Source organism: Staphylococcus pseudintermedius (genome assembly GCF_034042775.1).
In the GTDB taxonomy this organism is placed as follows: Bacteria; Bacillota; Bacilli; order Staphylococcales; family Staphylococcaceae; genus Staphylococcus; species Staphylococcus pseudintermedius.
The window spans coordinates 638376-660622 of sequence record NZ_CP120150.1 but is presented as its reverse complement, the minus strand read 5'-3'; the positions used below and the strand labels follow the sequence as shown (position 1 = coordinate 660622).

35 protein-coding genes and 1 pseudogene are annotated in these 22247 nt (G+C 35.2%); 5 read left to right on the top strand and 31 right to left on the bottom strand.

Going from position 1 to position 22247, the window contains the following annotated elements; all coding sequences use genetic code 11:
- Positions 1 to 11: 11 nt before the first annotated feature.
- The 21 genes from P3U61_RS02945 to P3U61_RS02845 form a co-directional block, all read right to left on the bottom strand.
- Positions 12 to 188: a DUF1514 family protein gene (locus tag P3U61_RS02945; RefSeq protein WP_100008610.1), complete on the bottom strand. Its 177-nt coding sequence runs from the start codon at positions 186 to 188 to the stop codon at positions 12 to 14.
- A complete protein-coding gene (locus P3U61_RS02940) occupies positions 188 to 493 on the bottom strand; it encodes a hypothetical protein (protein WP_202992460.1) in 306 nt (101 codons plus the stop codon). Before P3U61_RS02940 ends, P3U61_RS02945 begins: the two co-directional genes overlap by 1 nt.
- A complete protein-coding gene (locus tag P3U61_RS02935; protein WP_202992461.1) occupies positions 493 to 636 on the bottom strand; it encodes a hypothetical protein in 144 nt (47 codons plus the stop codon). Before P3U61_RS02935 ends, P3U61_RS02940 begins: the two co-directional genes overlap by 1 nt.
- Positions 633 to 914: a hypothetical protein gene (locus P3U61_RS02930; RefSeq protein ID WP_015978014.1), complete on the bottom strand. Its 282-nt coding sequence runs from the start codon at positions 912 to 914 to the stop codon at positions 633 to 635. Before P3U61_RS02930 ends, P3U61_RS02935 begins: the two co-directional genes overlap by 4 nt.
- Complete coding sequence (locus P3U61_RS02925; protein WP_065520550.1) at positions 905 to 1099, bottom strand: DUF1381 domain-containing protein; 195 nt, start codon at positions 1097 to 1099, stop codon at positions 905 to 907. Before P3U61_RS02925 ends, P3U61_RS02930 begins: the two co-directional genes overlap by 10 nt.
- Positions 1096 to 1560 (bottom strand): class I SAM-dependent methyltransferase, encoded by a 465-nt coding sequence (locus P3U61_RS02920; RefSeq protein WP_275342505.1) that lies wholly within the window; start codon positions 1558 to 1560, stop codon positions 1096 to 1098. Before P3U61_RS02920 ends, P3U61_RS02925 begins: the two co-directional genes overlap by 4 nt.
- Positions 1561 to 1836, bottom strand: a complete 276-nt coding sequence (locus tag P3U61_RS02915) for a hypothetical protein (RefSeq protein ID WP_065354066.1) — start codon at positions 1834 to 1836, stop codon at positions 1561 to 1563.
- A gap of 63 nt (positions 1837 to 1899) precedes the next feature.
- Positions 1900 to 2439 (bottom strand): dUTP diphosphatase, encoded by a 540-nt coding sequence (locus P3U61_RS02910; protein WP_065354065.1) that lies wholly within the window; start codon positions 2437 to 2439, stop codon positions 1900 to 1902.
- Positions 2432 to 2587 (bottom strand): hypothetical protein, encoded by a 156-nt coding sequence (locus tag P3U61_RS02905; protein WP_015978034.1) that lies wholly within the window; start codon positions 2585 to 2587, stop codon positions 2432 to 2434. Before P3U61_RS02905 ends, P3U61_RS02910 begins: the two co-directional genes overlap by 8 nt.
- 1 nt (position 2588) lies before the next feature.
- Positions 2589 to 2744 carry a hypothetical protein gene (locus P3U61_RS02900; protein ID WP_157978122.1) on the bottom strand — a complete coding sequence of 52 codons (156 nt, stop codon included), beginning with the start codon at positions 2742 to 2744 and terminating at the stop codon, positions 2589 to 2591.
- On the bottom strand, positions 2745 to 3224 hold the full coding sequence (locus tag P3U61_RS02895) for a hypothetical protein (RefSeq protein ID WP_065354064.1): 480 nt from the start codon (positions 3222 to 3224) through the stop codon (positions 2745 to 2747).
- A 194-nt stretch (positions 3225 to 3418) separates the two neighbouring features.
- The gene (locus tag P3U61_RS02890; protein ID WP_214520640.1) at positions 3419 to 3814 is read right to left on the bottom strand and encodes a hypothetical protein; all 396 of its coding nucleotides are present in this window, start codon (positions 3812 to 3814) and stop codon (positions 3419 to 3421) included.
- Positions 3814 to 4173 carry a YopX family protein gene (locus P3U61_RS02885; protein WP_323695712.1) on the bottom strand — a complete coding sequence of 120 codons (360 nt, stop codon included), beginning with the start codon at positions 4171 to 4173 and terminating at the stop codon, positions 3814 to 3816. Before P3U61_RS02885 ends, P3U61_RS02890 begins: the two co-directional genes overlap by 1 nt.
- Positions 4170 to 4370 (bottom strand): hypothetical protein, encoded by a 201-nt coding sequence (locus P3U61_RS02880; RefSeq protein ID WP_140237921.1) that lies wholly within the window; start codon positions 4368 to 4370, stop codon positions 4170 to 4172. Before P3U61_RS02880 ends, P3U61_RS02885 begins: the two co-directional genes overlap by 4 nt.
- Positions 4351 to 5028: an N-6 DNA methylase gene (locus P3U61_RS02875; protein ID WP_060830225.1), complete on the bottom strand. Its 678-nt coding sequence runs from the start codon at positions 5026 to 5028 to the stop codon at positions 4351 to 4353. Before P3U61_RS02875 ends, P3U61_RS02880 begins: the two co-directional genes overlap by 20 nt.
- A complete protein-coding gene (locus P3U61_RS02870; RefSeq protein ID WP_275341102.1) occupies positions 5025 to 5504 on the bottom strand; it encodes a DUF3310 domain-containing protein in 480 nt (159 codons plus the stop codon). The genes P3U61_RS02875 and P3U61_RS02870 overlap by 4 nt, the downstream gene beginning before the upstream one ends.
- Positions 5505 to 5669: 165 nt before the next feature.
- On the bottom strand, positions 5670 to 5873 hold the full coding sequence (locus P3U61_RS02865; RefSeq protein ID WP_015978023.1) for a hypothetical protein: 204 nt from the start codon (positions 5871 to 5873) through the stop codon (positions 5670 to 5672).
- 11 nt (positions 5874 to 5884) lie between these two features.
- Positions 5885 to 7837 (bottom strand): DNA polymerase, encoded by a 1953-nt coding sequence (locus tag P3U61_RS02860; protein WP_275341123.1) that lies wholly within the window; start codon positions 7835 to 7837, stop codon positions 5885 to 5887.
- A 66-nt stretch (positions 7838 to 7903) separates the two neighbouring features.
- Positions 7904 to 8458, bottom strand: coding sequence for a DUF2815 family protein (locus P3U61_RS02855; protein WP_096536486.1), 555 nt, complete (start codon positions 8456 to 8458; stop codon positions 7904 to 7906).
- A 28-nt stretch (positions 8459 to 8486) separates the two neighbouring features.
- Positions 8487 to 9653 (bottom strand): DUF2800 domain-containing protein, encoded by a 1167-nt coding sequence (locus tag P3U61_RS02850; RefSeq protein ID WP_189695568.1) that lies wholly within the window; start codon positions 9651 to 9653, stop codon positions 8487 to 8489.
- On the bottom strand, positions 9650 to 10006 hold the full coding sequence (locus tag P3U61_RS02845) for a hypothetical protein (protein ID WP_100004868.1): 357 nt from the start codon (positions 10004 to 10006) through the stop codon (positions 9650 to 9652). Before P3U61_RS02845 ends, P3U61_RS02850 begins: the two co-directional genes overlap by 4 nt.
- A gap of 415 nt (positions 10007 to 10421) precedes the next feature.
- On the opposite strand from P3U61_RS02845, the gene P3U61_RS02840 reads away from it, so the two are divergent.
- Positions 10422 to 10754 (top strand): hypothetical protein, encoded by a 333-nt coding sequence (locus P3U61_RS02840; RefSeq protein WP_310465969.1) that lies wholly within the window; start codon positions 10422 to 10424, stop codon positions 10752 to 10754.
- On the opposite strand, the gene P3U61_RS02835 is transcribed toward P3U61_RS02840, so the two are convergent.
- On the bottom strand, positions 10743 to 10958 hold the full coding sequence (locus P3U61_RS02835) for a Thoeris anti-defense Tad2 family protein (protein WP_020220441.1): 216 nt from the start codon (positions 10956 to 10958) through the stop codon (positions 10743 to 10745). The two genes, P3U61_RS02840 and P3U61_RS02835, sit on opposite strands and share 12 nt — an antisense overlap.
- Before the next feature lie 26 nt (positions 10959 to 10984).
- Positions 10985 to 11197, bottom strand: a complete 213-nt coding sequence (locus P3U61_RS02830; protein WP_101485401.1) for a helix-turn-helix transcriptional regulator — start codon at positions 11195 to 11197, stop codon at positions 10985 to 10987.
- A gap of 163 nt (positions 11198 to 11360) precedes the next feature.
- Here P3U61_RS02830 and P3U61_RS02825 point away from each other — a divergent pair, with 163 nt between their 5' ends.
- Genes P3U61_RS02825 through P3U61_RS02810 form a run of 4 tightly spaced genes read left to right on the top strand, consistent with a single transcriptional unit; the run spans position 11361 to position 14219 of the window.
- Positions 11361 to 11696, top strand: coding sequence for a helix-turn-helix domain-containing protein (locus P3U61_RS02825; RefSeq protein ID WP_096561698.1), 336 nt, complete (start codon positions 11361 to 11363; stop codon positions 11694 to 11696).
- Positions 11697 to 11723: 27 nt separating this feature from the next.
- Positions 11724 to 12176 (top strand): ImmA/IrrE family metallo-endopeptidase, encoded by a 453-nt coding sequence (locus P3U61_RS02820; protein WP_322214947.1) that lies wholly within the window; start codon positions 11724 to 11726, stop codon positions 12174 to 12176.
- A gap of 58 nt (positions 12177 to 12234) precedes the next feature.
- Entirely contained in the window at positions 12235 to 12765 is a 531-nt protein-coding gene (locus P3U61_RS02815) for a hypothetical protein (RefSeq protein WP_199576575.1), read from the top strand.
- A 59-nt stretch (positions 12766 to 12824) separates the two neighbouring features.
- On the top strand, positions 12825 to 14219 hold the full coding sequence (locus tag P3U61_RS02810) for a recombinase family protein (RefSeq protein WP_104030099.1): 1395 nt from the start codon (positions 12825 to 12827) through the stop codon (positions 14217 to 14219).
- Positions 14220 to 14232: 13 nt separating this feature from the next.
- On the opposite strand, the pseudogene P3U61_RS02805 reads toward P3U61_RS02810, so the two are convergent.
- The 8 genes and pseudogenes from P3U61_RS02805 to P3U61_RS02770 all read right to left on the bottom strand — a co-directional run.
- Positions 14233 to 15120, bottom strand: a pseudogene (locus P3U61_RS02805) (PTS transporter subunit EIIC); the annotation flags it as partial.
- Positions 15121 to 15125: 5 nt separating this feature from the next.
- Positions 15126 to 15440 (bottom strand): PTS lactose/cellobiose transporter subunit IIA, encoded by a 315-nt coding sequence (locus P3U61_RS02800; RefSeq protein ID WP_014613256.1) that lies wholly within the window; start codon positions 15438 to 15440, stop codon positions 15126 to 15128.
- Positions 15441 to 15465: 25 nt separating this feature from the next.
- Positions 15466 to 16434 (bottom strand): tagatose-bisphosphate aldolase, encoded by a 969-nt coding sequence (lacD, locus tag P3U61_RS02795; RefSeq protein WP_096636655.1) that lies wholly within the window; start codon positions 16432 to 16434, stop codon positions 15466 to 15468.
- A gap of 70 nt (positions 16435 to 16504) precedes the next feature.
- Positions 16505 to 17020, bottom strand: a complete 516-nt coding sequence (gene lacB / locus P3U61_RS02790; RefSeq protein WP_014613254.1) for a galactose-6-phosphate isomerase subunit LacB — start codon at positions 17018 to 17020, stop codon at positions 16505 to 16507.
- Positions 17021 to 17035: 15 nt separating this feature from the next.
- Positions 17036 to 17464, bottom strand: coding sequence for a galactose-6-phosphate isomerase subunit LacA (lacA, locus tag P3U61_RS02785; protein WP_014613253.1), 429 nt, complete (start codon positions 17462 to 17464; stop codon positions 17036 to 17038).
- A gap of 204 nt (positions 17465 to 17668) precedes the next feature.
- Entirely contained in the window at positions 17669 to 18421 is a 753-nt protein-coding gene (locus P3U61_RS02780) for a DeoR/GlpR family DNA-binding transcription regulator (protein ID WP_037542457.1), read from the bottom strand.
- Between the two features lie 156 nt (positions 18422 to 18577).
- A complete protein-coding gene (locus tag P3U61_RS02775; RefSeq protein ID WP_065520395.1) occupies positions 18578 to 21412 on the bottom strand; it encodes a TOTE conflict system archaeo-eukaryotic primase domain-containing protein in 2835 nt (944 codons plus the stop codon).
- Positions 21413 to 21688: 276 nt separating this feature from the next.
- Positions 21689 to 22240, bottom strand: a complete 552-nt coding sequence (locus P3U61_RS02770) for an MFS transporter (protein WP_247647949.1) — start codon at positions 22238 to 22240, stop codon at positions 21689 to 21691.
- Between the last annotated feature and the right edge of the window lie 7 nt (positions 22241 to 22247).

Genomic DNA, 22247 nt, shown 5'->3' with positions numbered 1-22247 from the left:
TAATAACTACCTTATTTATATTGATCAGTAATTCGCTTTAGTTCTTCATAATCAATATCATCTTTAAACTTAGTCTGTAAATAAAGAATGGCGTATTTAAGACTTTCATTTTTGGTTTTTAGCGCACTGTTTTCAGCTAATAGAATTAACGCAATCAGTGCTAAGATGATCGTTGTTATAATCCACATTAATTTTGTTCACTCCAATCTATAGTCATTCCAAATGTACTACTGAACTCAACGTTAAAACCCAGTGCGGTATATTGTTTACCTATTGCGTTTATAACATCACGTGTAACGTTATAATAAAAATTATTCATAACCACAGGCATTCCATACTTTAATGTACTAATTCTTATTTGAGCTGAATACTTACCTTTCTCGACTGCCTCATGTATTGCACTGTTTATTACACAAATACAGTAATCTTTAGAACGTTGAAATATTTCCTCTTTATTTTTTTCTGTTTGATTTCTTAACGCAGCAATGTCCATTACCCACTCACCTCTGCACGTATATTATTTAAATGTGTATGATCATATTCATTAAATGCGTCTACCTCATCGTTAGCAGTACGTTTGATGTAGTATTGATATGCGATATATAAAATCATTGCTGTTGTGATGATGTATTTCATTTCTTTTCACCTCTATCTAATTTATGATTCTCAAACCATTTTTGACGTCGCTTTAAATATTCTTCATGTTTATTACGTGTTCGTTTAGCTGCGCGTTCGTATTTACTCATGAATATTTTGTTCTGCATTCTTGCATAGACAACGGTGATAATAAACAATACAGTATAAATCAAGATTGCTATAATCTCAGGCAGAAGTACTAACCACCACGACCAATCAATAACCCCAGTTAGTTTTAAAACGACAAATACAATTGTTAATAATTCAGCTAATCCCATTCTGTTTCCTCCTTAAGCGTCTTTATAAAATCTTGCCACCCTTTATCGTTCGTGTATATCTCCAGCGCTTCCTCTTTACTTTCTGCTAACACAACACTAAACGTTTGATTCTCACGCGCTTTAGTTGCTTCTGTGAATGTTTGACCTGTTGAGTCTGTAAATGTAGTAATTAAGTATTGAGTCATTCGTCTGCTCCTTTCATAAAAACTAACCAATGTGTCTTACTTCGTTTGTTACCTAACAGCGGCTTTTGACTGAAACACTTTAAAACTTCTGACAATTTTATTTGTTCTTCGTTCCATTTAAAAATTAATGTCCCGTTCGTTTTCAAAACACGCATGCACTCTTCAAAACCTTGTTTTAAATCTTCTGGCCACGTTTCATTAAGCCGACCATATTTTTGTACTAACCAACTTTTATCGCCACCCCTTATCAAATGCGGTGGATCAAACACGACCATATAAAAACTTTCATCATCAAATGGCATATTTCTAAAGTCGGCCACTATGTCAGGATTAACTTCTAATTTTCGACCGTCACACAAATTCGTTTGTAGTTGACGGTTATCCATAAAAACTGTGTTTCGGTTATTCTTATCAAACCAAAACATTCGACTACCACAACAAGCGTCTAAAATACGTTTCATTTAATCCTCCTCCATCACATCGAACAATAGCTTGAACGTCATCTCATTTAATGCATAAAAGTTACTATCGTGACCTTTTATTACATAGTCACCAAGTTTAGCAACTTCTGTCCAACCATTGTTAAAAAATTCTAATTGATACTCCCAATCAACAAACGCTATAGAAAAACGTGCTTTGTTATTAGCCCATTTTTTTATTTTTTCACCGATTTCGGTATCGACATATTGAATAAACTCAAATTCTTCTTGTCTAGATTTAGCTTTTTTTATATTCACTTACGCAGCACCTCTTTCACTTTAGTTAGTATGTCCTTCTTAAACCCGTCGAATTCGACCCGTTTAGAATCCACTTGACCCGAACCCTTTTTCTCCTCTTGCTGACTCACTTGTAAATTCCTCCACTTGCTCTAGCTCTGGCGTCCAGATAGGCACAATAACTAATTGCGCTAGTCGGTCGCCTTTGTTGATTTTGTATACTGGATTATCATAAATTTTATCGTAATACGCTTGACCATCGACATTGTAAATAGGATACATAACATCGCCGTAGTTAGTGTCTATTTTTGCCTCATCATATTCTTTTAAGTTGATATAATCATTCTTAATATTAATCTTCATATTTCCGTGAAACCCTGCGTCAATCTTTCCTGTCTCAATCACTAAATGCGTTTTACTACTCACACCACTACGGCTAGTCAATAACCCAACATAACCTTTAGGAATATTCACTGCAATATCTGTCGCAATTAACGCTTTCTCTTGTGGTTCCAACACCACTGTTTCGGCAGCGTATATGTCGAATCCTGCATCAGTATCGTGCTCACGTTTTGGCATTGTTGCGTTGTCTGATAATAATTTGATTTGTAATGTATTAGTCATTGTTTGTGTCCTCCATATTATTTTCTAATCTTTCAAGCGCGCCTAAATAAATTAAGCCAACCATTTCAAACTCTTCTCGTGTTAATACTGGTGTAACTCTCTTTGCTATCGTTAAAAGTTCTCTAGTTTCAGCTAGGCTTATCTCCATTTCACTCGTCCTCCTCATATTTCCATGCAACCGAATCAATCAATTCAATAGCTTTATTAATAATATATCTATCGGCTTCGTTATCAATTTGCCGAATAGAATGTTCTAATTCACGCATTGCTTCTTGAAACACCTCAAATAGTTCTTCATTAGTCATTCACTCGTCCTCCTCAAACTTTTCTTTTAATTTTAAATATGTTTTGTATTCTTGTTCTTTTCGGTATTTTTCTTCTTCCTGTTTTCGCTTATTTATCTTGTAATCAAAATATTCTTTTAGCACTTGTTGGTTGATGAATGGCAATTTTCCTTTATCAAGTATTTCAAATTGTATTTCATCATCTAGTAACATATTTACAAATCTAAAAAGGTTAATCTGATACCTTTTAATAGCATCAATATCAGCTAAGTCTTCGTCTTCTTGCATATCTGTATCAATTCTCAAACAATGGATAAATACCTTCTTACTTTCGGAAACAAAAACTATTGCAGGTAATTTATTAAATGAATTGACACTAAGATTTACATGAAAGACATGTGTTAAAGTTTCACCCGCTAATTTGTTCATATATTCAAATTTATATTCGGGCTTAATAATTCTTTTTTTAATCTCTGATTGAATTTTATAAGGTGCTTCCATCTATTCGTCCTCCATAATTTTATTTAATCTCTGTTGCACTCTGTCGTAATAAGGATTGTCCGACCATGCTTTTTTGTGGTGTAAGTGAGCGTTGAACAAATCAACTACATCGTCTAATTTGCGTTTTAGATCGTCTCGTTCTTTTGAACATTTAATTAGTTCGTTATGCCAGTATTCTTTTGAACCGTGTTCCATTACTTAATCAGCTCCCCGTCACGCCAGATTAACGTTAGCGTCCCATCATCATTTATAATGTATAATGTTTTAGTAGTAATATTTTCTTCAAGGTCAGATTGTTCTAGAAGTTTTTTTATAGACTTTTCTCTTTGAGGTAAAAAAACTAATTCTCCCTCATGCTCATACACTTCTAATAACAAAGGAATAACCGTTCTCTCCGTGATTTCTTCTTCCGCTTCGACGGTGAAAGTGTCCCAATGATAGATGGGTTCCATGGTGTTGAACGAGACGTCGCTATAAAACTTCACGTTCCTTCCATAATTTGATGTGAAAGTTTCACCTTTCACATTATTCTCTCGAGCCCATTGAATTAACTCGTGTAAATTCATTTTTACTTTTTTCTTAATTTTCATCATCGTTCCTCCTTTAACAATTTTTTGTTTTCGTAAATATTCCCAACAACCTCTAAAAGTTCTATTCTCTCGAATAAATCTTCCACATAGATATCCCACTCAATAATTGTTTTAGCTTCTTCAATTCGAACTACACCATATTCTTCATTCATGTCGTCCCACACAATATCACCTTGGTACACCTCGACAGTATGCTTGTCAGTCAATCCTGTCGACTGCATAAGTTCATAATTAAATATTTGATGTAAGGAGCTTGCTAATGCTACTAGAATTTCCGACCCGTTAATTTGAATGGTTAGTTCATTAGGGCTATACATTTCATTCCTTCTTTTATCCCATGCTCTAAATTTGGGTTTCATCTCATACACTCCTTATTCCTCTTTACATCGCGTCTGTCTACTAACATCGTTACGCGATTGTGATTTACGTTTACGACAAAACCTTTTACGCCACGTTTGCGCAACTCCTGATTAATTTCTGTCGGCGTTTTGCCTGCTGTGTTGTATTTATATTTCGCACGTTTAACATTGCTTAAATCACGATGGGATGTACTCATTCACATCACCTAGCCACTCAGGCCACTTCGTTGTCTGCATAATGTGCGGATAATTGTCGTCTACAAACGTCACGTTTAACTCACGTTCAATCATTTCGTTTGGCGACAATTTATTCAGTGATGAAAAATGGAAGTGATCATTATCATCATTTTGTATAAACCACGCACCATAAGCTTCACGCGTTAAAACATCACACTGTACCACAAGCCCGTTCATGCCTCTTATTAGCATGTTGAATAATAAGAATGGTATTGTTCTATCGCTTAACTCCTCAGCGGTATAGAAGTAAAACGAGGGCATATATTCAAGAGGTGAGTGCTTCATTCTGTCGTCATCCCATTTTTGAATTAAGATTCCTCCAGTTCCTGCTGCGGGTTCGTAATAAGTACCATCTTCGCCGTTAACTATTTCAGAAAGCAACTTTGAAATTGACTGGGGTGTAAAGTCTTGCTTCTTCTTTTTACGGTCTGCATGTTCGTCTTGAAAGTACTCATGGAACCAATCGAATGTAACGTCATATTTGAATAACTCTAGAAATTGTTTAAACACTTTGTCTCGTTCATCTCTATCACCACACAAGATGTCCATTAGTCTTTTGGGCGCTTGATAACTATCTTTGATGTTTAATATTTTGTTGACCTCATTCGTAACGTTCATTTTTTATACTCCATCTCTTTGTTATCCCAAAATTTGATAGCAAAATTTATACTCTCTTTTGCTTTCTTCAAATCTTTAACTCCATTTTTAAAAGGTGCTCTAATGATGTATTTGATCGCGTTATAAATTTGTGCTGAAACAATCGATTGTTTGTATCTTTTTACAATCATGTTTATAACCTTGATGGCTTCAGTACCATTTTCAAACATATAGTGATGAGGTCTCTTTACCTCTGAATGTGTCGCAATTTTTGTGTTGCTAGGCACTTTGTACCATTCTGTGTTTGCATTTATAACAGTGCAGGTACCATTTTTAAAATCAACTTGCGCTTTGCTACCTTTTTCATACACATCGATAACCTCTCCATTTTCAAAACACGGTTCATAAACCCATTTTTCGTCATCTTCATCACGCACGCGTTGTACACCACGAACAATCTGTACTTTATCACCAATTTTCAAGTCTTTAATTTGCATTATTTGCGTCTCCTTTTCATATAAGGTTTTGTATTAACAATTTCCTCAATGCTCCAATAGTTTTTATATCTACTCAGCGCGATGCTAGGCGTGATACCTTTGTGTATCATTTTTGCTTTTTGCGACCTAGTAAATCCTATAAATTTGAGGTCTTTCCAAGTTACATCATTCACTCCACAACGCCTGGCTTTTTAAATATTTATAGTAGTCACTCGCTTTAACTGATTGCGGATATTTAACTAAGTGTGTTTTATCTTTACGACTATTTTTATATTCTCTATACGCACGATCAGTTTTTAATTTGTCGAAACTATCTTGTGTTGATTCTGTTACTTTATCGCCATTACGTCCTAACGCAATCGTGTACATTTTCATTCCTCCTAATCTTTCATGTAGAAAGGCGATGTAAAGCCATCGCTATTAAGTTTTAATCCTTCCGCCCATTTGACTGGTTTGCTCATAATATTTTCTATGGCTTTCAATCCTCCTGAGCCATCAGGAATCTCAACAATCACTTCATCGTGTACATGCCCCACAATTGAAAAGCCTGCATGCTCAATTCTGTACATTGATATCGCTAATAAATCCCTAGCAGTTGCTTGTACGATGTTTTCGACAAGCTTACCGCCATAAGTTTTTAACTTTGTCCATTTACGATTAAGGTCTAAACCCATAAACTCAACAACAGGACTGCCCCAACTGTTTTCTCCTACTCGTGCTTTCGGATAGGCTAGTGATCTACCGCTTGGCAGTTCAATCATAAGAAAGCCTTTTTTCATGTAGAATCTAAGCCCATGTGTCAGATGTGTTTGTCTTGTTCTGACTGTCTCAATTGCAGCATCTTGACAACCTTTCCAAAAGGCGACAATATTCGGGTTTGCTTTACGCCAACTATCTACTAAGCCTTGTAATTCTGATTCATCGATGCCCATATCCAAAGCACCCATTGCTTTTAAGGCTCCTGGGCCACCTTGATAGCCCAATGCCAATTCTGATACTTTACCTTTTTGTCTGAGTGGGTCACCTTTTTTTATGGAGTCAACTGGAACGCCAAACATTTGTGCAGCTGACGCCTCATAAATTTTGCCATGTGTATTAAACACATCTAATCGCCACTGTTCTTTCGCATACCATGCAATAACACGCGCTTCTATTGCAGAAAAGTCACTCACCGCTAGGGCATATCCCTCTTCAGCTGTAAATGTGGTACGTACTAATTGGCTTAATAGGTCTTGTGGATGAATATCAAGTAGTAAATCCAAATCATCAAATCTTTGTTCTTTAATAAAGTCACGTGCGATGTTGAGCTCGGTATCGCTAATGTAGTGCTTGGTTAGATTCTGAAGTTGTACGCCTCTTCCTGCCCATCTGCCTGTACCTGCCCCGTAAAATTGGAAAAGACCTCTTACGCGTTCATCGCCACACATCATGTCGTGCATCTTGTTGTACTTTTTAACGCTTGTTTTCGACATTTGAAGTCGAATCTCTAACATCTGTTTTGCTTTGCCAATAGCGTACTTTAGATATTCTTGCACCGTTTTCTTTTGCAAGTTTGGTATGTCGAGTCCTTGTTCCTCGTTTAGCCATTTAAGCAACTGACTCGGACTGTTAGGGTTTTCTAATCCTGTAATTTTCGTGGCTTGTTTAAGAAGTTCTGCTTTGCTTATCTTGTCAAGTTCATTAGCACCTAGCATTAAGGGCTTAGAAAGCTTTATCCCTCTATCATTAATATGCTGATCTAGCGACCAGTATTTCTGTTCTTCTTTAGTAACAGGAAAGTCTTTAATCTTCGTAGCAATAGACATTTCGACTTCTACATCTCTTACACAGTAATCAATAAATTGTTGCCACTTTTTTGGGTCATGCTGTGGTAGGTTTCTTGTTCGGCCACCGTTCACTTTTGTAGGTTTACATGGCACAGAAAAATATCTGATGAGGTTTTTACCTGCTTTATCTTTTTGATTTTGTAGGTTTAGCACCTCGCCAACTTTATCAAGTGAAGCCGGCAGACCAATGCGAGTGACATTAACCATCGTGCACGTCCATTCTTCGGGAGGCATCTCTTTATTAAAATGTTGAGCTAGACAAACCCTTTCAAAATTAGCGTTAAAAGCATACTTTCTAACTTCCGGGTCGAACAACGCAATTTTGAAAGTCTCATAATCTGCGTGAAATGGTTCGTTGTCGACTTTAGTCATGTCAATAGCACTAACAGGACCGCCGTCTATTGAATAAGCGATTATTAAAATTTCAAAGTCTTCCGCTTCTACGTATTTATACGCACCACATTTAGAAATGTCATTACTACTGTAGGTCTCAATATCAATATTCATATATTTCAAGTGCGTATCACCTCAATCAGTTAAAAAAGTAAGGGGCTGTGTAGCCCCGTGTGTTGACTACAATAAGTCATCATCATCTGTATCTAATTCGTCAAAGTCGTCTTCTGCACTGCTTGCTCCGCCAAGCGGCTCGCCTTTCTCAACAAGTTGGATATTGTTTAAGCCTGCAGCAATACCTTTATTGCCACTTGCGCTAAAAGCGTACATGTTGACAGACGCTCTAATGTAATCACCGCTTACAACTGTTCCTGGGTCTGTTAATCGGATTTTGTTTTGATCAACAATACCGGGAGCTTGTTTGCTTGAAACGTTCATAAAATAAGCGTCTTTATAATTCGGGTCATCCTCTCTGTCGATATCACCGTCACGCAATGGAGTTTTTAAGTTTGCAGGAATTTTACCGCCAAACTTTGTTGCTTTACCTGCTTCTTTTGCTTCTTCAATTGCTTTTTCAATTGCTTCAATTGTGCTTGTATCTGATTTAGGAATGATTAAACTAACTGAGTATTTAGCATCTTGTCCTTCTTGCATGCTGTGTGGTTCAAAAATATGAGCGTAAGACGCACGTACTTTTCCTGTGATTACTTTAGTTCCTTTTTGTTTTGCTTTCATAAATAATTACCGTCCTTTTTTAGTCGTTTTATATTTGATCAAAATCTTCTTCAGCACTCTGTTTTATTGCAGGTCTTTTATCTGACTCTTTAGCAAGTGTCAGCTTGCCTTGAGGTTTGGAGATAAACTCTCCTGCAATATCGTTGAATGCTTTTTTACCGATTTTCTTTTCTAATTTTGTAATGCTTAAAAGTTTTGTTTCAGTAATATTCTCGGGCTTAAAGCCGTTTTCAATTAGCTTGTCCTTAACGGCTTCTGTGTCTGTCATGACACGTTTTGAACGCCCCTCTACTAACTTCCATCCGTCATAGTTTTTGTCGTGTTCTGTCATTTGTTCTAAAGCATAGCTTTCTAAATCATCCGCCCACTTTTTGATGTCAGGTACCTTATAAAGTAGCTCGGCTATTTCATCGTCGCTTAATAAATGAGCAGGCTTATTAGGTATATCAAGCATGTATTGAGCGCGTGTTCGGCAAGAATGCTTAATCTTACAAAACCGACAATGTTCGCCAGCCTTGAATTCTCCGTCGCCATTATAGGCAAGTTCGGCTCTAGGTTTAACATACTCTAGACCCCAATTAATAAGCGCCTCAGTCTCTAATTCTTCAGTTGAGTAATTATCGAGTCGAGGTTGTATAATTGTCATTTTAATAGTGTGTATGTCTTCCAAAACGCTTAGCAGTTCATAAGCGCCTAGACCATAAAGACGTAATTGAGGATTGTCTATAGCTGACACCTCAACACCTTTACCAAATTTAAGGTCTATGATTTCAAGTACACCACCCGCATACACAATTACATCACCAGTCCCGAATGACTCAGGAACGTACTTACCTAAATCAAGTCTCGTTTCAAACATCGTTATTACATCTTTATCTCGAGCTTTCGCATCATTAACACGTTCTTCAACCATGTCAACATACTGCTCAACATATTCTCTTAGCTCTTCGCTGTAATATTCGTTACGCTGATAATTGGCATAAGCCTTATTGAATTCAAACTCAGTCAACCCTTCATACATGTGGCTAAAGTACAATTCACTTAATTCATGAGCAAAAGTGCCTTCTTCGGCAAATGTTGAAGTCTTATCACTTATACCTTCACTAGCTTTTATACTAGGCGGACAGTTGAGCCACTGCTTTGCACCACTTGCACTTAATTTGGCGTGTGCTCTACTTGTGTGATCAAGACTCATGCGTCGAGTCTCGCTTTCATGAAGTCAACAATAATTGGATAGTGTTCTGATTCAACAGTAGATAATTTGCTTGAATTAAGTTCTGATAATTTTTCTTTAAAAGCCTTTTTGTCGCTATCATCTGCATTTTTTACAAACTCTTTACCAAGCGATAAAACATAATCTTTAGAGTAGTCTTGTGTAGGTTCTTCAAATTCTTTGACATCCTCTTTTGATGCTTCCTCTTTTTTCATTGGCACTTCTTTTACTTTTTGCATTACAGACTCGTCTACGGTAGAAAGTTCAACGTTTGTAACTTGTAGGTTTTTGTTTAGACGCTTCACTTCTTCTAAAAGTTCCTCTAAAATACCCATCTTGTAATTACCTCCAATAAGTTATATATTTAAGATATAAATTGTTTTTTAATTGCTTTGACTGTTACTTGTTGGCGCAAGTTTCAGTCTTTTTTAATGTGTCGTACACATACTTAGTTAAGTTGTACGTCACCGCTTCTGCTAAAATTACTATGAATAGCAGTGTGGTGAAGTACACGCCACTGAATGCTAAGACAGTTGTCAATACGATAGCGACTGATACAGTCATGAATATTGCTAGTGTGTGTTTGATGTTAATCACCTCTTCCCCTCGTTTTCTAAAACACGTTTGATAATGCCTTTTTCTAACATGTAATCAAACCAAATTTGTTGTACTTCTTTCGGCATGTCTGTCCCCCCTTAATTTTTGTTGTGCTATACTTTTCTTATCTCCTATTGAAAGGAGGTGAGAAGTATGCTTACTTCCGATAGTAAGTTCGTGATACTCCATCTCTATAAAATTTATTTAGATAGGATTGAAGATGGAGGATCTATTAACACTGCATCGTATTTTGGTAGTGATGAGGAATCACATTATAATTACTTTTTGGGTATGAATTTTGATAAGTATGTTTCCTCGGTTCACCAATTAGGTAGATACGGATTCGCAACAGTTGCTAAGGGTGATAATGGTTTTGCTGCATTAGCTTTATCTAACAAAGGAATAGCTTATTGTGAAAATGAAACTAATAAGAATTATTCATTATTGTTAAAAGCTATCTCTGACTTGAAAAAACTAATAATCTAGAACCCAATCATCTGCAATTAAATCGTCGGCGCTTGGCTGCCACCTAGCGCCGGCGGTTTGCCCTTTTGTTTTGTAATTTTTCGAGATAATTAGACACTGGTAATTAACCAAATTCGTTGGTAATATTCCGTATACGCCTTGATTCTTTCGTCTAATAGCGATACCTTTTTTCATTGCTAACTTTGTTGCCTCTTGAATATTCATAGTATCCCCTTTCGTTTTACTTAAAGTTAATCGTGTTGTAAAATTTTTTGTCGGATTTCAATGTCTTCTATTTCTACATTGTACAGCTTGGCTAGTGCATAAATAACTAACCCTTTTGGTTCGACTTCACCTTTTTCCCACTTAATTACAGTGGGTTTACTAACACCTAAGATATCAGCTACGTCTTGTTGAGTCTTTTCATTATTTACTCGCAAGGCTCTGATTGATAATTTTGCCATTTTGTCACCTCCGATAATCAAATTTTAATTTACTTAAAGTTAAATGTCAACATGTTTCGATAAAAAAGTTTCCTAAAAGTTAAATAACTTATTGTCAATTGCTTTAACTTATGGTAAATTAGTATTACAAAGTAATACTAAACTTTGAAAAAGAGGGGTTAAAATGACCAAAAAATCAGCTAGAAAAATTTTCTCCGAGAATCTTTTATCTTTATTACACCAAAAAGGTATTGACCAAAAACAATTGGCTATAGATTTGAATATTTCACCCGCTTCCGTAACACATTGGATTAAAGAAAATAAGTATCCAAGAATTGGGAAGATAGAAGAAATAGCAGAATATTTTGATGTTCCTATGTCTAGATTGACGCAAGACCAAGAAAAAAAAGAAGAACACCAAGAGACAATTGCAGCTCATTTTGATAAAGAAGATTTGACAGAGGAAGAAATGGAGGAAGTACGTCAATTTATAGAATTTATTAAAAACCGTAAAAAGTAACTAGCAACAGGCAAAGGGTGATGTAAATTGAGATACGAAGACCTATTAATAGAAAATGAAAACATAGATGTAATTGAGACATCTTTCCTACCATATTTTCAAAGTGGATTGTATTATGAGGGAACAATTTACATAAAAGAGAATATGAGTGATTATAAAAAACACGAAACATTAGCAGAAGAAATCGCACATCATAAAATTACATATGGAAACATCTTAGATCAATCAGACATGCTTAATCGAAAATTCGAATTAAAAGCGAGACGCCTTGCAAATGAATCAGTGATTACTTTGCAAGGTTTAATTAACGCTTTCAATTATGGTGTACAAAACATTTATGACTTAGCGTTATATTTCGAGGTCACTAAAGATTTTGTGCTAGATACTATACAACATTACAAACAAAAATACGGTTTAAGGACTAGGTATGGTAACTACATAATTGAGTTTGAACCGTTGATTATATATAAGGATTTATAAAACTGGTTAAATCGCTTTATACGCTTTATATAAAAACAATTTTTAAGGAGTGTAAAACATGAATAGATTGATATTTTTATTGTTCGCTAGTTTATTAGTTTTATCAGCGTGTGGAAATGAAAAGGAAAAGGAAGAACCTAAAAAAGAGACAAAATCAAAAGAAAAGAACGTTGATAAAGATAAAGAGAACAGAAAGAAAAAAGATAAAGAAAATCAAGATAAAGAAGTCGCAAAACAACCGCAGCAACAATCAGACGAACAACCTAATTCACAAGAGCAAACAGTTGAGATGCCGCAACAACAAAATAATAATGGGTATCAACAGCCAGAACAACAAGCATCTCAAAATTATGCTTCTCAACAAGAAACCCCAGTGGTTAATAAAAATACTGTTACAGAATATTACAACGGACAAACACACACAACGACTAATAATCCAGTCAGAGAGGAATATGTTGAAGGAGAAACCGACCCTATTTACGAACATGAATATAAACACTTTTATACGCCAGAAGAAGCTCAAAGAGCAAAAGAGGAAAGTGATAGAATTTTAATTGAGGATGGGTTAGAACCTGGACATTATGAATAATTTCCACGGGTAGCACGCCTACCCTTATTATTTTTTACTTTTTTTGAGGGGGTATAGTAATGAAAGTAGCGATCTACACACGAGTTAGTACACAAGAGCAGGCAAATGAAGGTTATTCTATAACAGAACAAAAACGTAAATTAATATCTTTTTGCGAAGTACATGATTGGAATTCTTACGAAGTTTTTACAGACGCCGGATTTAGTGGTGGGAGTACAAAACGTCCGTCACTACAAAAATTATTTGATAGCTTAGATGATTATGATTTAGTGCTAGTTTACAAGCTAGATAGGCTTACACGAAACGTGCGTGATTTGCTTGAAATGTTAGAAGTTTTCGAAAGTAAAAACGTATCGTTTAAAAGCGCTACAGAAGTTTTCGACACTACAACTGCAATAGGTAAGTTATTTATAACTATGGTCGGAGCTATGGCTGAATGGGAGCGTGAAACAATTAGAGAAAGATCGTTATTCGGAAGTCGGGCAGCAGTTAGCGAAGGTAACTATATAAGAGAAGCTCCTTTTTGTTATGACAATAATGATGGCAAACTTGTACCAAACCAACATTCTAAAATAATAGATTATATCGTTAGTGAGTTTAAAAAAGGGTTGTCAGCGAATGAAATCGCCAAACGTTTGAATGCAACAAATCAATTACCACCTAAAATCAAAAGTTGGAACCGTGTTACGATTAACAGATTAATACGCAATCCCGTTTTGAGAGGCCACACAAAACATGGAGACATGTTTATCGAAAACACTCACGAGCCTGTTATTTCAGAAAATGATTATTTAACAATTTTAGAAACGCTAGAAAAGCGTACGCATAAGAGTAATACAAAACATCATTCTATCTTTAGAGGTGTGTTAGTGTGCCCTCAATGCAAAAATAGGCTACATTTGTATGCTGGTAGAATAAAAACTTCAAATGGCTATCAATACAAAGTTAGAAGATGTAAATGCGATAGATGTAGCAAAGATAAGACAGTGCAAAGCGTTTCTATAAATGAAAGTGAAGTTGAGCGCGTTTTTATAGAAACGCTTAAGGGGTTCGATTTAAACAAATTTAAAATCGATTTAGAACCGAAAAAAGTACCTAAAATAGAATATAACGAAACAAAGATAAAAGCTCAAAGAAAAAAATATACGCGATCATGGTCTATGGGATATATTGATGACGATGAATATTACGAGTTGATGGGTGAAACGCAAAAACTGCTCGATTCGATAGAAAAAGAAGAAATACAGCCTATCAGTAATGATTTGAGTAGAAAACAAATAGAATCTGTCACTAATTTGCTTTTAAAAGGTTGGCAATTAATGAGTGTTGAGGAAAAAGAAGAGATAATTTTAAGTACGGTGAAAGAAATACATTTTGATTATATATCGCGTAAAGAGAATAAAAACGGTAGTACAAACACAATTAAAATCAATCGGATATGCTTTAAATATTGAATGGTAGTTATGTTACAATGTCCGTCGCACCAGTGCCCCCCATAGTTACGATAAACATTTGTGTACCTGGTGTTAAAATTTTATCTGCATGTTCACCAGCGTGTAGTAATTTAAAGTTTGTTTCGATATTGGCATAAGTAATGGCTGCAATAGCAGGCTCCACGATAGAAGGACCGTGAATACCAACAAACCAGAAAAACGCAAAAGCACCAAATATAATTGTAATACCCACATAGCCATCTGCTGCGGTAAATAATGGTTCAAAAACCTTTAAAATTGATTCAGCGACATTTGTTTTATTCACTGATCTTGAAAGGATATCCAATCCATACAAAGTTAAAATAACAAGGCTGAATGGAATTAAATCTTTAAACACTTGTGAAATATTTGGGGGCACTTCTTTAGGCATTTTGATTGTAATATTATTTTTAATACAAATGTTATAAATCATCACAGTAATAAAGGCAGATAAAAATGCTGTTAGTAAGCCTTTCGTTCCCATGAAAGCATTTGCAAATCCTCCTGCTTCAAGTGTATTCGAAGCTAGAAATAAGAAACCACTCATCGAAGCCAGCATCGTCGAGATAAAGTTGATTTGATTTGTTCTTTCTAATTTACGATTGTATGAATCCGTTAGCGCTTTGGCTGTTGTTCCCGCAACAAATAATCCTACAATTCCCATTGAATAATGGTATGGCTTCATAATGAGTGCTTCGGTCTCTTTACTCCACTTGAAATCAAATATATTCGGTACATAAGCAATCAATAAGAAAATACTTGAAAATAAAATAATTGGCATAGCTGAGATAAAACCGTCACGAATCGCTCTTAAATAAATATTACGAGAAAGTTTTTCAAAAAACGGTTTCCCTTTTTCAATAAACCCAATCAGTTTGTTCATAGATGTCAGCTCCCTCGTTTGTACAATTCGATGATATGTTTTAACATGTCTTTTAATAAAATGGTTGTCATTAAGTGATCTTGTCCATGCATCATGGTTACGCTGTAAGCAATATCATCACCCATCGCTTCTTTTTGTAATAAACTCGTTTGTGCTTTGTGCGCATCCACAATACATTGATTACCTTCTTCAATCAGTTGTTCAGCTTTATCATAATCGCCAACTTGTGCTGCTGATAATGCTTCTAAATATTTTGAGCGTGCATCTCCAGCGTATGCCACAATTTCAAATCCTAACATTGCAACTTCTTCTCTGTTCATCCTCATTACCTCCACCGTTTGTTAATTATTTGCTTTTGTATGAAACAGCTGTTTCTTTTAGCACATGATTTAGTTCATTTATATTGTGATAACCTTCAGTGCGCAGCCATTCTCTTGCTGCCTCCTCACCGTTTTCTATATATGCTTTCACTGCACCAGACCATGTTGCTCGTCCACATAACACACCATTAAACTGCGCTCCAGCCTCGTGTGCAAATTTTAATGTCTCTTGGAATAATCGGGCAGAAACACCGGCACTTAAATAAATATACGGTAAGTGTGTTGCTTCATCTTGTTGCTTGAAATACGCTGCTGCTTCTTCACGCGTGTACACAAATTCACCTTGACTGAACCCTTCGACATAGTTCATATCTACAGGTACTTCCACTTTTAAAACATCCACTCCAAAACGTTCATTTGAAAATACGCGCATCGCTTCAATAACTTTTCTTGGCTTTACTTTTGCGTATTCCTTACTTTTGTTATCTTTTATTGAATCATCATATGCTAGAATTTCTAAAAAGAACGGTATCTCTTCTGCCTTACATTCTGAACCGATTCTCTCGATATATGCCTCTTTTTGATCATTGATATATGCTTCATCATCGACATCATAATAGAGCAAGAATTTGACAGCTTGTGCGCCTGCTTCCTTAATACGTTTGGCCGACCAATCAACTAAGCAGTCAGGTAAACGTCCTTTAGCATTCACGTCATATCCCGTTTTTTCATATGCTAATAATAAACCTGTCGAGCTATGTCTTACTTGTGTTGCAGGCAAACCATATTCCGGATCTAATAAAATAGAAGACGCATAAGGTGTGAGCTCCTCTGAAACTAATTTTTTTAATTGTTCTATATCTCTAACTTCGGGTTCAGATGCTTGAAATTGTGCCATCATACGTTTTAATGCGCCACGTTGGTCAAAAGCCAATGCTGAAATGATTCCATTCTCGTCACTTAAGCGTGCTAATAATTCTTGTTTGTTACTCATTTTTACACCTCTACATTTAATAAAATCAATACACTCAAATCTGCAAATATACTTTAATGATTTAGATAAGTTAATCGTGATATTCTCCGTTGTCCCACTTTTCTAAAAACTCATCAAAAAAGGAATCTTCTTTTTGATTTTCATTTTCCGACTCAACTTGCGCTATTTTTTCTATCAACCTTTTATTTTCTGCGGTAGGGTGATATTCAGCATTAATAAAGGCTTCGACTATATCACAAAGTAATAACTCGCCAATAATTTTGCCACCAAAGCCTATGACATTTGCATTTAGTTCTTCCTTAGCATAGATAGCTGATGACATATCACGAACCAATGCAGAACGCACACCTGGCACTTTATTGACAGCGTTATTGATTCCCACTCCTGTACCACAAATACATATCCCTAAATCTGCTTCTCCACTTGTGACAGCTTCTCCCACTTTTTTTCCAAAAATTGGATAATGTGTTCGTGCAAAATCATACGTACCACAATCAAGCACCTCGTGACCCAATGATTTTAAAAATTGTGATACTTCCATTTTCGTATCTGTTACAATATGATCCGAACCAATTGCAATCTTCATCTCATGCTCCTCCTCTTATCCCATTTTATTTAACATGTCTACACGAATTTGGTGACGTCCACCATCATAGTGACCTTCGATAAAGCCTTTCACAATGTTTTCAGCTAAAGTTTGCCCTACCAATGCTGCACCCATTGTAATCATTTTCGAGTTATTATGGCTTCTCGTCATATAGGCCGAACGTTCGTCTGACACCTCTGCTGCTATCATTCCTTTAATTTTTGTTGCGACCATGAAGCTTCCAACGCCATATGCATCAATAACAACACCTAAATTTTCATCATTTTGTTGTACTTCTTTAGCAACAGCAACGGTAACATCTACGAAATCTTCTAATTCTTCGCTTGTGACATCTAAAACCTCATATTGGTGTTGAAGTAAAAAAGTTTTTATATGTTCTTTTAAACTTAAACCATATTGATCTGCACCAATAATCACTTTCACAATAATCATCCTTTCGAAATAAAAGCTAAATCCATCAATTTTCAAACGCTTTCATTGTTTTACAGTTAAATCATACAACTATCTAAACAAAAATTCAACATTATTTGTTTACTTTCAATCAAATATAAACATTTTTAATCATTTATAAACAAAAAAAGAGAACTAAGACATGGGGTTGTCGTAGTCCTTTTCATTAATTCATTATTAAATAATCTCAATAAACTTTTGTAAATACTGCAACTGATCATTGTTCAAAGTATTCGTTACAATCGCAGTTAAATCTTTCAATTCACAAAATGATACAAAATCCTCTTTTCCTATTTTTGAATCATCAGCTAAAATATATTTTTCATTTGAGTGCTTAATAGCTAAGTTTTGTGTATAGGCTTCCTCATAAGATGACGTCATCACATCATTCCCTTTAATCCCATTTGCACTAAAAAATATTTTTGAGAAGCGCATTTTTTCTAACAATGTATTGGCCATCTCACCAACAAATGATTCTGTTAACTGTCTTTTTGAACCACCGATTAAATACACAGAAAATTGTTCTGAACGCTTATGTTCTAGAATTTGAAAAACAGGCAAACAATTAGTCACGATAGATAGGCGTTGATTATCGATTTCTTTCGCTAACATTTCAACTGTTGTACCAGGACCTAGAAAAATAACATTTCCATCTTCAATCAACTTTGCCGCTTTTTTAGCAATTTCTAACTTTTCTTCGCTTTTTCGGGTATGTTTTTCACGGTGAGACATCTCTTTATATTGAGAAGCTTTATTACTTCTGGCACCCCCATGTATTTTCGTCAATATCCCTTGTTCCTCTAATTCGATTAAATCCCGTCTTACAGTCATATCGGACACATTCAAGTCTTCCACAATATCCGTAATACGTATTGTACCTTTTTCGTTTACTCGACGTGCTATCTCATCTAGTCGTTCATATTTGTTCAAACATTTCACACCTTTATATTAACGTTTTTAATACTTATCTTAAGTTATATTTAACATTTCAAACATATATTATCATAAGGTTACTACAAAATGTTTGAAAGTCACACAAAAACGATATTTCCAACAAATTCAAACATCATTGTGCATTCTGTGTTTTTATGTTTTGTTCACTAATTTCTTCGCTATCGACTCACTAAACAAGCGTAAAGACATTTGATGTTTAACATCGTCTTCTCTCGTACTGGACAACATCCACACAAGTCTATTATCAATAATGATGAAATTTTGACTCACTTTGGGTACCACTTGTATTTGAAAGCCACTTTCATATAATGGTGTTAAATTTTTTGCCATTATCCTTTCCGTTTTTTCTGACATAACAATTATTTTGTCTGTTGAATGTAAATCATCTAATGACACCAGCCAGTGAATCATATCTTTGGATAAATAAGCCATCATGAATACAGTCCAATTAGCTGCTTTCAAATCTTTCATGAGTAATGACATATAATCCCCTTCAATCATATTACTTTGATATAACTCTGAACCGCTATTCTCCTCCAATATATAACCAAGCGTTTTATACGTGCGTAATCGCTTCATATACATTTTATAAAACATAGGGATCGCATAATCGACATAATCATATACACGTAACTCTTCTTTATCATTCAAGTTTCTCAAGAGTCTCCCTAAATACTGTTGAATACTTCCTTTTGCTTTTATAGGCATCACTAGCATTAATGTATCTAACGCTGGCAAGTCAAATCCTTCGCCAGCATAACTTCCTGTTGTAAAGAGAACAAACGGTTTCCCCTCTTCTTTTAATGCTGTCATTTCCTCTTTTAATTGTGAGGTTTTCATATGACTATTTAAAATATACACATTTGTCTCTTGATTTAACTTTTCAAATTGTCTTTTTAGTGCTTGAATATGATTAATAAAACGTGATAGCACGATGATATGTCGTTTTTCTTTAATACAATCTACTATATCTTGAACAATGACTTCATTTCTTTGAGCATCAGCTACAATCAGTTCATGATTATCATGAATTGATTGATCTTGAATGTTTGAGAGATGTTCTCCACTTGCTGTAAACCTCAAATACAATTTTTGTGCAATATGATGAGGCACTTCTTTTTTAGCAAAATGACGAATAGGTCCAATTCTAAAATAAATAATATTTTCTAAACCATCTTCTCGTTTAGGCGTGGCTGTTAAACCATAAACATAACGACTGTTGACCTTAGCCATGACATCCTCAAAAGTTTTTGCTGCCACATGGTGGGCCTCATCGACAATTACCATGCCATAGTCATTAAATACATCTTCTAAATTATCCATCGTCGTTAATGTTTGAAATAGTGCAATATCTATATTTTTACTTCTTTTTGATTTGCCTCCTTGAATCATACCAATTTTATCTTTCTTCTTTAATCTACCTTTCTCAGTATATTCAGGAAAGGGGTCATCTTCTAAATCTACAAACGTCTCTATCTGTGATTTCCATTGTGCTGCTAGACTTTTACTATGTACGATAATCAATGTACTGACGCCTTTTTCAACTATCATTTTGCTCGCAATAACCGTTTTACCAAAACCTGTTCCCGCACATAATAAACCATCGTTATGTTGAGTAAGTGCGTCATAAGCCTGTTGTTGCGCTTCATATAATTCAGCTTGAAAAGTCGCATGAATCGTTTTACCTTCGACTTGTTGATGAATGATATTTGCTTTTGGATAAAGTTTTAACACGTTTTGATATAACCCTCGTGGCAGTTTTATTTCACCCGCTTCAACCTCGGATAGTGAAATCATTTTAGGAATATTTCGTGTGTTGAGCCTCTGATTTAATGCTTTAAAATAAGCTTTATTATAAAAACTAGCTAAAAATCTTAACCGCACTGTTTCATCTCTCGTTAACTCTTTTATCGGAATGGTTATTTCTGAACCTAAAGTCACATCAATTTTCTTGTCCGATGAAGCACTCGCATATTCAAATAGCGTCAAATCATCTTGCTGTACTTTTTTCTCAGCTTTATAATAATTAGAAGGGAGATTATGCGTATACTTATTTATAATACCATCGACTTCCTCCTCACTAATTTTCGTGGTCTGTTCTAAAGTACTCCATATATCATCAATAAGCACCAAATCATCATCTACAAATCGACTGAAACCATTCAATACGCGTTTGCCTTGTAGCGGTAAAGCAATTAAATTTCCAAAACCACCATTGGATACATCATCTTGATTCGGAAACATCCGATCAAATGCTTCAAAACTCAGCTCAGGATATTGTTTCATCGCTTGAGTCAGCATAATATCACCCAACGCTCTTGCTTTACGTGCTAATATTTTATCTTCAAAAAACAACCATACATGTGCACCATTACCAGATTGCGAAATTTCAATTAAATAGTCTAATTTTAACGATTGAGCCACTTTCGCTAACACTTTCACTTCTTGTCGCCAGTCCGCTTTATCAAAGTCAAATACAAGCAGAAATGTTTGATTTTGATCGACAATCGGATAAAGTCCGTACATCACTTCTTTCCCGTAACGATTTACTCCTTTTAAATGATTAAAAATCACATCATCCGTCATCTTTTGAAAGCGATGTACGGTACACTTCGAGCATTGAAATTGTGGCTTTTTAACTTTCGGACATGGTGCTTGCTTACGAATTAAACACCATGGATAATACACCATCTTGCCTACTTTTGTCCGAAAACTTGTCGCAACAATTTCGTCATTCCCACGAAAATATGCACGATACAACGCAATTTTCTCATCAGTCGATTTGTTAGTTGTCGTATTATTTTTCGGCGCAACGGATTGTTTCAAGGCAGTCATCTCATAAATATACTGGTGGTTGTCATATAATATCAGAGCATATTGTTTTTCATCTTTAAAATCTTGAATCACATCTAACACTTTAATTTCTCTGCCGTCTTTTAATATATGGACACTCTCTTTCTTAATCATCGAACCCCTCCAAGCCCTTTCATACGTATCGTGCCATCGACCTCATCATAACATTTTAGACTTTTAAATCAAAAATATATTATATTTAGTTATAATTTTTTTATAAAAGACACCGTTCGGACCAGTTGAAGTAAATCATTGGCGTTAACTCTAATTCATCAACTTCCTTTCCTACTTTCCAACAATTAAAAAGCACTTCCCAAACGTGAATTTGAGAAATGCTGAGAATATGGACTAAAAGTGACTGCCTTCAAAAACATACACACGCAACCATTTTTACATTCCAAATTTAATCTTGCCTCTAAACTTATAAACCGCCAATGTCAACAAACCTAATATCGGAAAAATAAGGTAGACATGAGAAATGTCCATGTATCTAACTAAAAACGACGATAACACATATAAAATGGCTGAAAATATGGTCGATATACTGATAATATGAGATTTTGCTTTGCCGATAGCTTTGATAGGTACTTTGCTTTGTAAAATAATTGAAAATGGAATGTTAAATGCCGTACTGCAAGCCCCTAGAAGAAACATGACAATAAAATATAGGATCATACTCGAATTATACGAAAGCAATATAATCAAAATACCTTGAGATATCGCGCTCACTACAAATAACTTGTCCGATTGATACGAATCCAGTTTTAAATATTTCGAGGTCAATATCCCTATTAACACGCCACCAACCATCATCAATATTTCAGTTGCTGTAAAGATATCAGGAGTGGCACTAATATTTTCTCTAATATACGGGATAATGAGTGTCGTATAGGGTGTAATCATAATATTTGCCGCAATCGCTATCATCAAAATGTAATTCACAATAGAA

Coding starts and splice junctions, on each gene's coding strand:
- P3U61_RS02945 (WP_100008610.1), bottom strand. CDS start 188: ATGTGGATTATAACAACGATCATCTTAGCACTGATTGCGTTAATTCTA.
- P3U61_RS02940 (WP_202992460.1), bottom strand. CDS start 493: ATGGACATTGCTGCGTTAAGAAATCAAACAGAAAAAAATAAAGAGGAA.
- P3U61_RS02935 (WP_202992461.1), bottom strand. CDS start 636: ATGAAATACATCATCACAACAGCAATGATTTTATATATCGCATATCAA.
- P3U61_RS02930 (WP_015978014.1), bottom strand. CDS start 914: ATGGGATTAGCTGAATTATTAACAATTGTATTTGTCGTTTTAAAACTA.
- P3U61_RS02925 (WP_065520550.1), bottom strand. CDS start 1,099: ATGACTCAATACTTAATTACTACATTTACAGACTCAACAGGTCAAACA.
- P3U61_RS02920 (WP_275342505.1), bottom strand. CDS start 1,560: ATGAAACGTATTTTAGACGCTTGTTGTGGTAGTCGAATGTTTTGGTTT.
- P3U61_RS02910 (WP_065354065.1), bottom strand. CDS start 2,439: ATGACTAATACATTACAAATCAAATTATTATCAGACAACGCAACAATG.
- P3U61_RS02905 (WP_015978034.1), bottom strand. CDS start 2,587: ATGGAGATAAGCCTAGCTGAAACTAGAGAACTTTTAACGATAGCAAAG.
- P3U61_RS02900 (WP_157978122.1), bottom strand. CDS start 2,744: ATGACTAATGAAGAACTATTTGAGGTGTTTCAAGAAGCAATGCGTGAA.
- P3U61_RS02895 (WP_065354064.1), bottom strand. CDS start 3,224: ATGGAAGCACCTTATAAAATTCAATCAGAGATTAAAAAAAGAATTATT.
- P3U61_RS02890 (WP_214520640.1), bottom strand. CDS start 3,814: ATGAAAATTAAGAAAAAAGTAAAAATGAATTTACACGAGTTAATTCAA.
- P3U61_RS02885 (WP_323695712.1), bottom strand. CDS start 4,173: ATGAAACCCAAATTTAGAGCATGGGATAAAAGAAGGAATGAAATGTAT.
- P3U61_RS02880 (WP_140237921.1), bottom strand. CDS start 4,370: ATGAGTACATCCCATCGTGATTTAAGCAATGTTAAACGTGCGAAATAT.
- P3U61_RS02875 (WP_060830225.1), bottom strand. CDS start 5,028: ATGAACGTTACGAATGAGGTCAACAAAATATTAAACATCAAAGATAGT.
- P3U61_RS02870 (WP_275341102.1), bottom strand. CDS start 5,504: ATGCAAATTAAAGACTTGAAAATTGGTGATAAAGTACAGATTGTTCGT.
- P3U61_RS02865 (WP_015978023.1), bottom strand. CDS start 5,873: ATGTACACGATTGCGTTAGGACGTAATGGCGATAAAGTAACAGAATCA.
- P3U61_RS02860 (WP_275341123.1), bottom strand. CDS start 7,837: ATGAATATTGATATTGAGACCTACAGTAGTAATGACATTTCTAAATGT.
- P3U61_RS02855 (WP_096536486.1), bottom strand. CDS start 8,458: ATGAAAGCAAAACAAAAAGGAACTAAAGTAATCACAGGAAAAGTACGT.
- P3U61_RS02850 (WP_189695568.1), bottom strand. CDS start 9,653: ATGAGTCTTGATCACACAAGTAGAGCACACGCCAAATTAAGTGCAAGT.
- P3U61_RS02845 (WP_100004868.1), bottom strand. CDS start 10,006: ATGGGTATTTTAGAGGAACTTTTAGAAGAAGTGAAGCGTCTAAACAAA.
- P3U61_RS02840 (WP_310465969.1), top strand. CDS start 10,422: ATGCTTACTTCCGATAGTAAGTTCGTGATACTCCATCTCTATAAAATT.
- P3U61_RS02835 (WP_020220441.1), bottom strand. CDS start 10,958: ATGAATATTCAAGAGGCAACAAAGTTAGCAATGAAAAAAGGTATCGCT.
- P3U61_RS02830 (WP_101485401.1), bottom strand. CDS start 11,197: ATGGCAAAATTATCAATCAGAGCCTTGCGAGTAAATAATGAAAAGACT.
- P3U61_RS02825 (WP_096561698.1), top strand. CDS start 11,361: ATGACCAAAAAATCAGCTAGAAAAATTTTCTCCGAGAATCTTTTATCT.
- P3U61_RS02815 (WP_199576575.1), top strand. CDS start 12,235: ATGAATAGATTGATATTTTTATTGTTCGCTAGTTTATTAGTTTTATCA.
- P3U61_RS02810 (WP_104030099.1), top strand. CDS start 12,825: ATGAAAGTAGCGATCTACACACGAGTTAGTACACAAGAGCAGGCAAAT.
- P3U61_RS02800 (WP_014613256.1), bottom strand. CDS start 15,440: ATGAACAGAGAAGAAGTTGCAATGTTAGGATTTGAAATTGTGGCATAC.
- lacD (WP_096636655.1), bottom strand. CDS start 16,434: ATGAGTAACAAACAAGAATTATTAGCACGCTTAAGTGACGAGAATGGA.
- lacB (WP_014613254.1), bottom strand. CDS start 17,020: ATGAAGATTGCAATTGGTTCGGATCATATTGTAACAGATACGAAAATG.
- P3U61_RS02775 (WP_065520395.1), bottom strand. CDS start 21,412: ATGATTAAGAAAGAGAGTGTCCATATATTAAAAGACGGCAGAGAAATT.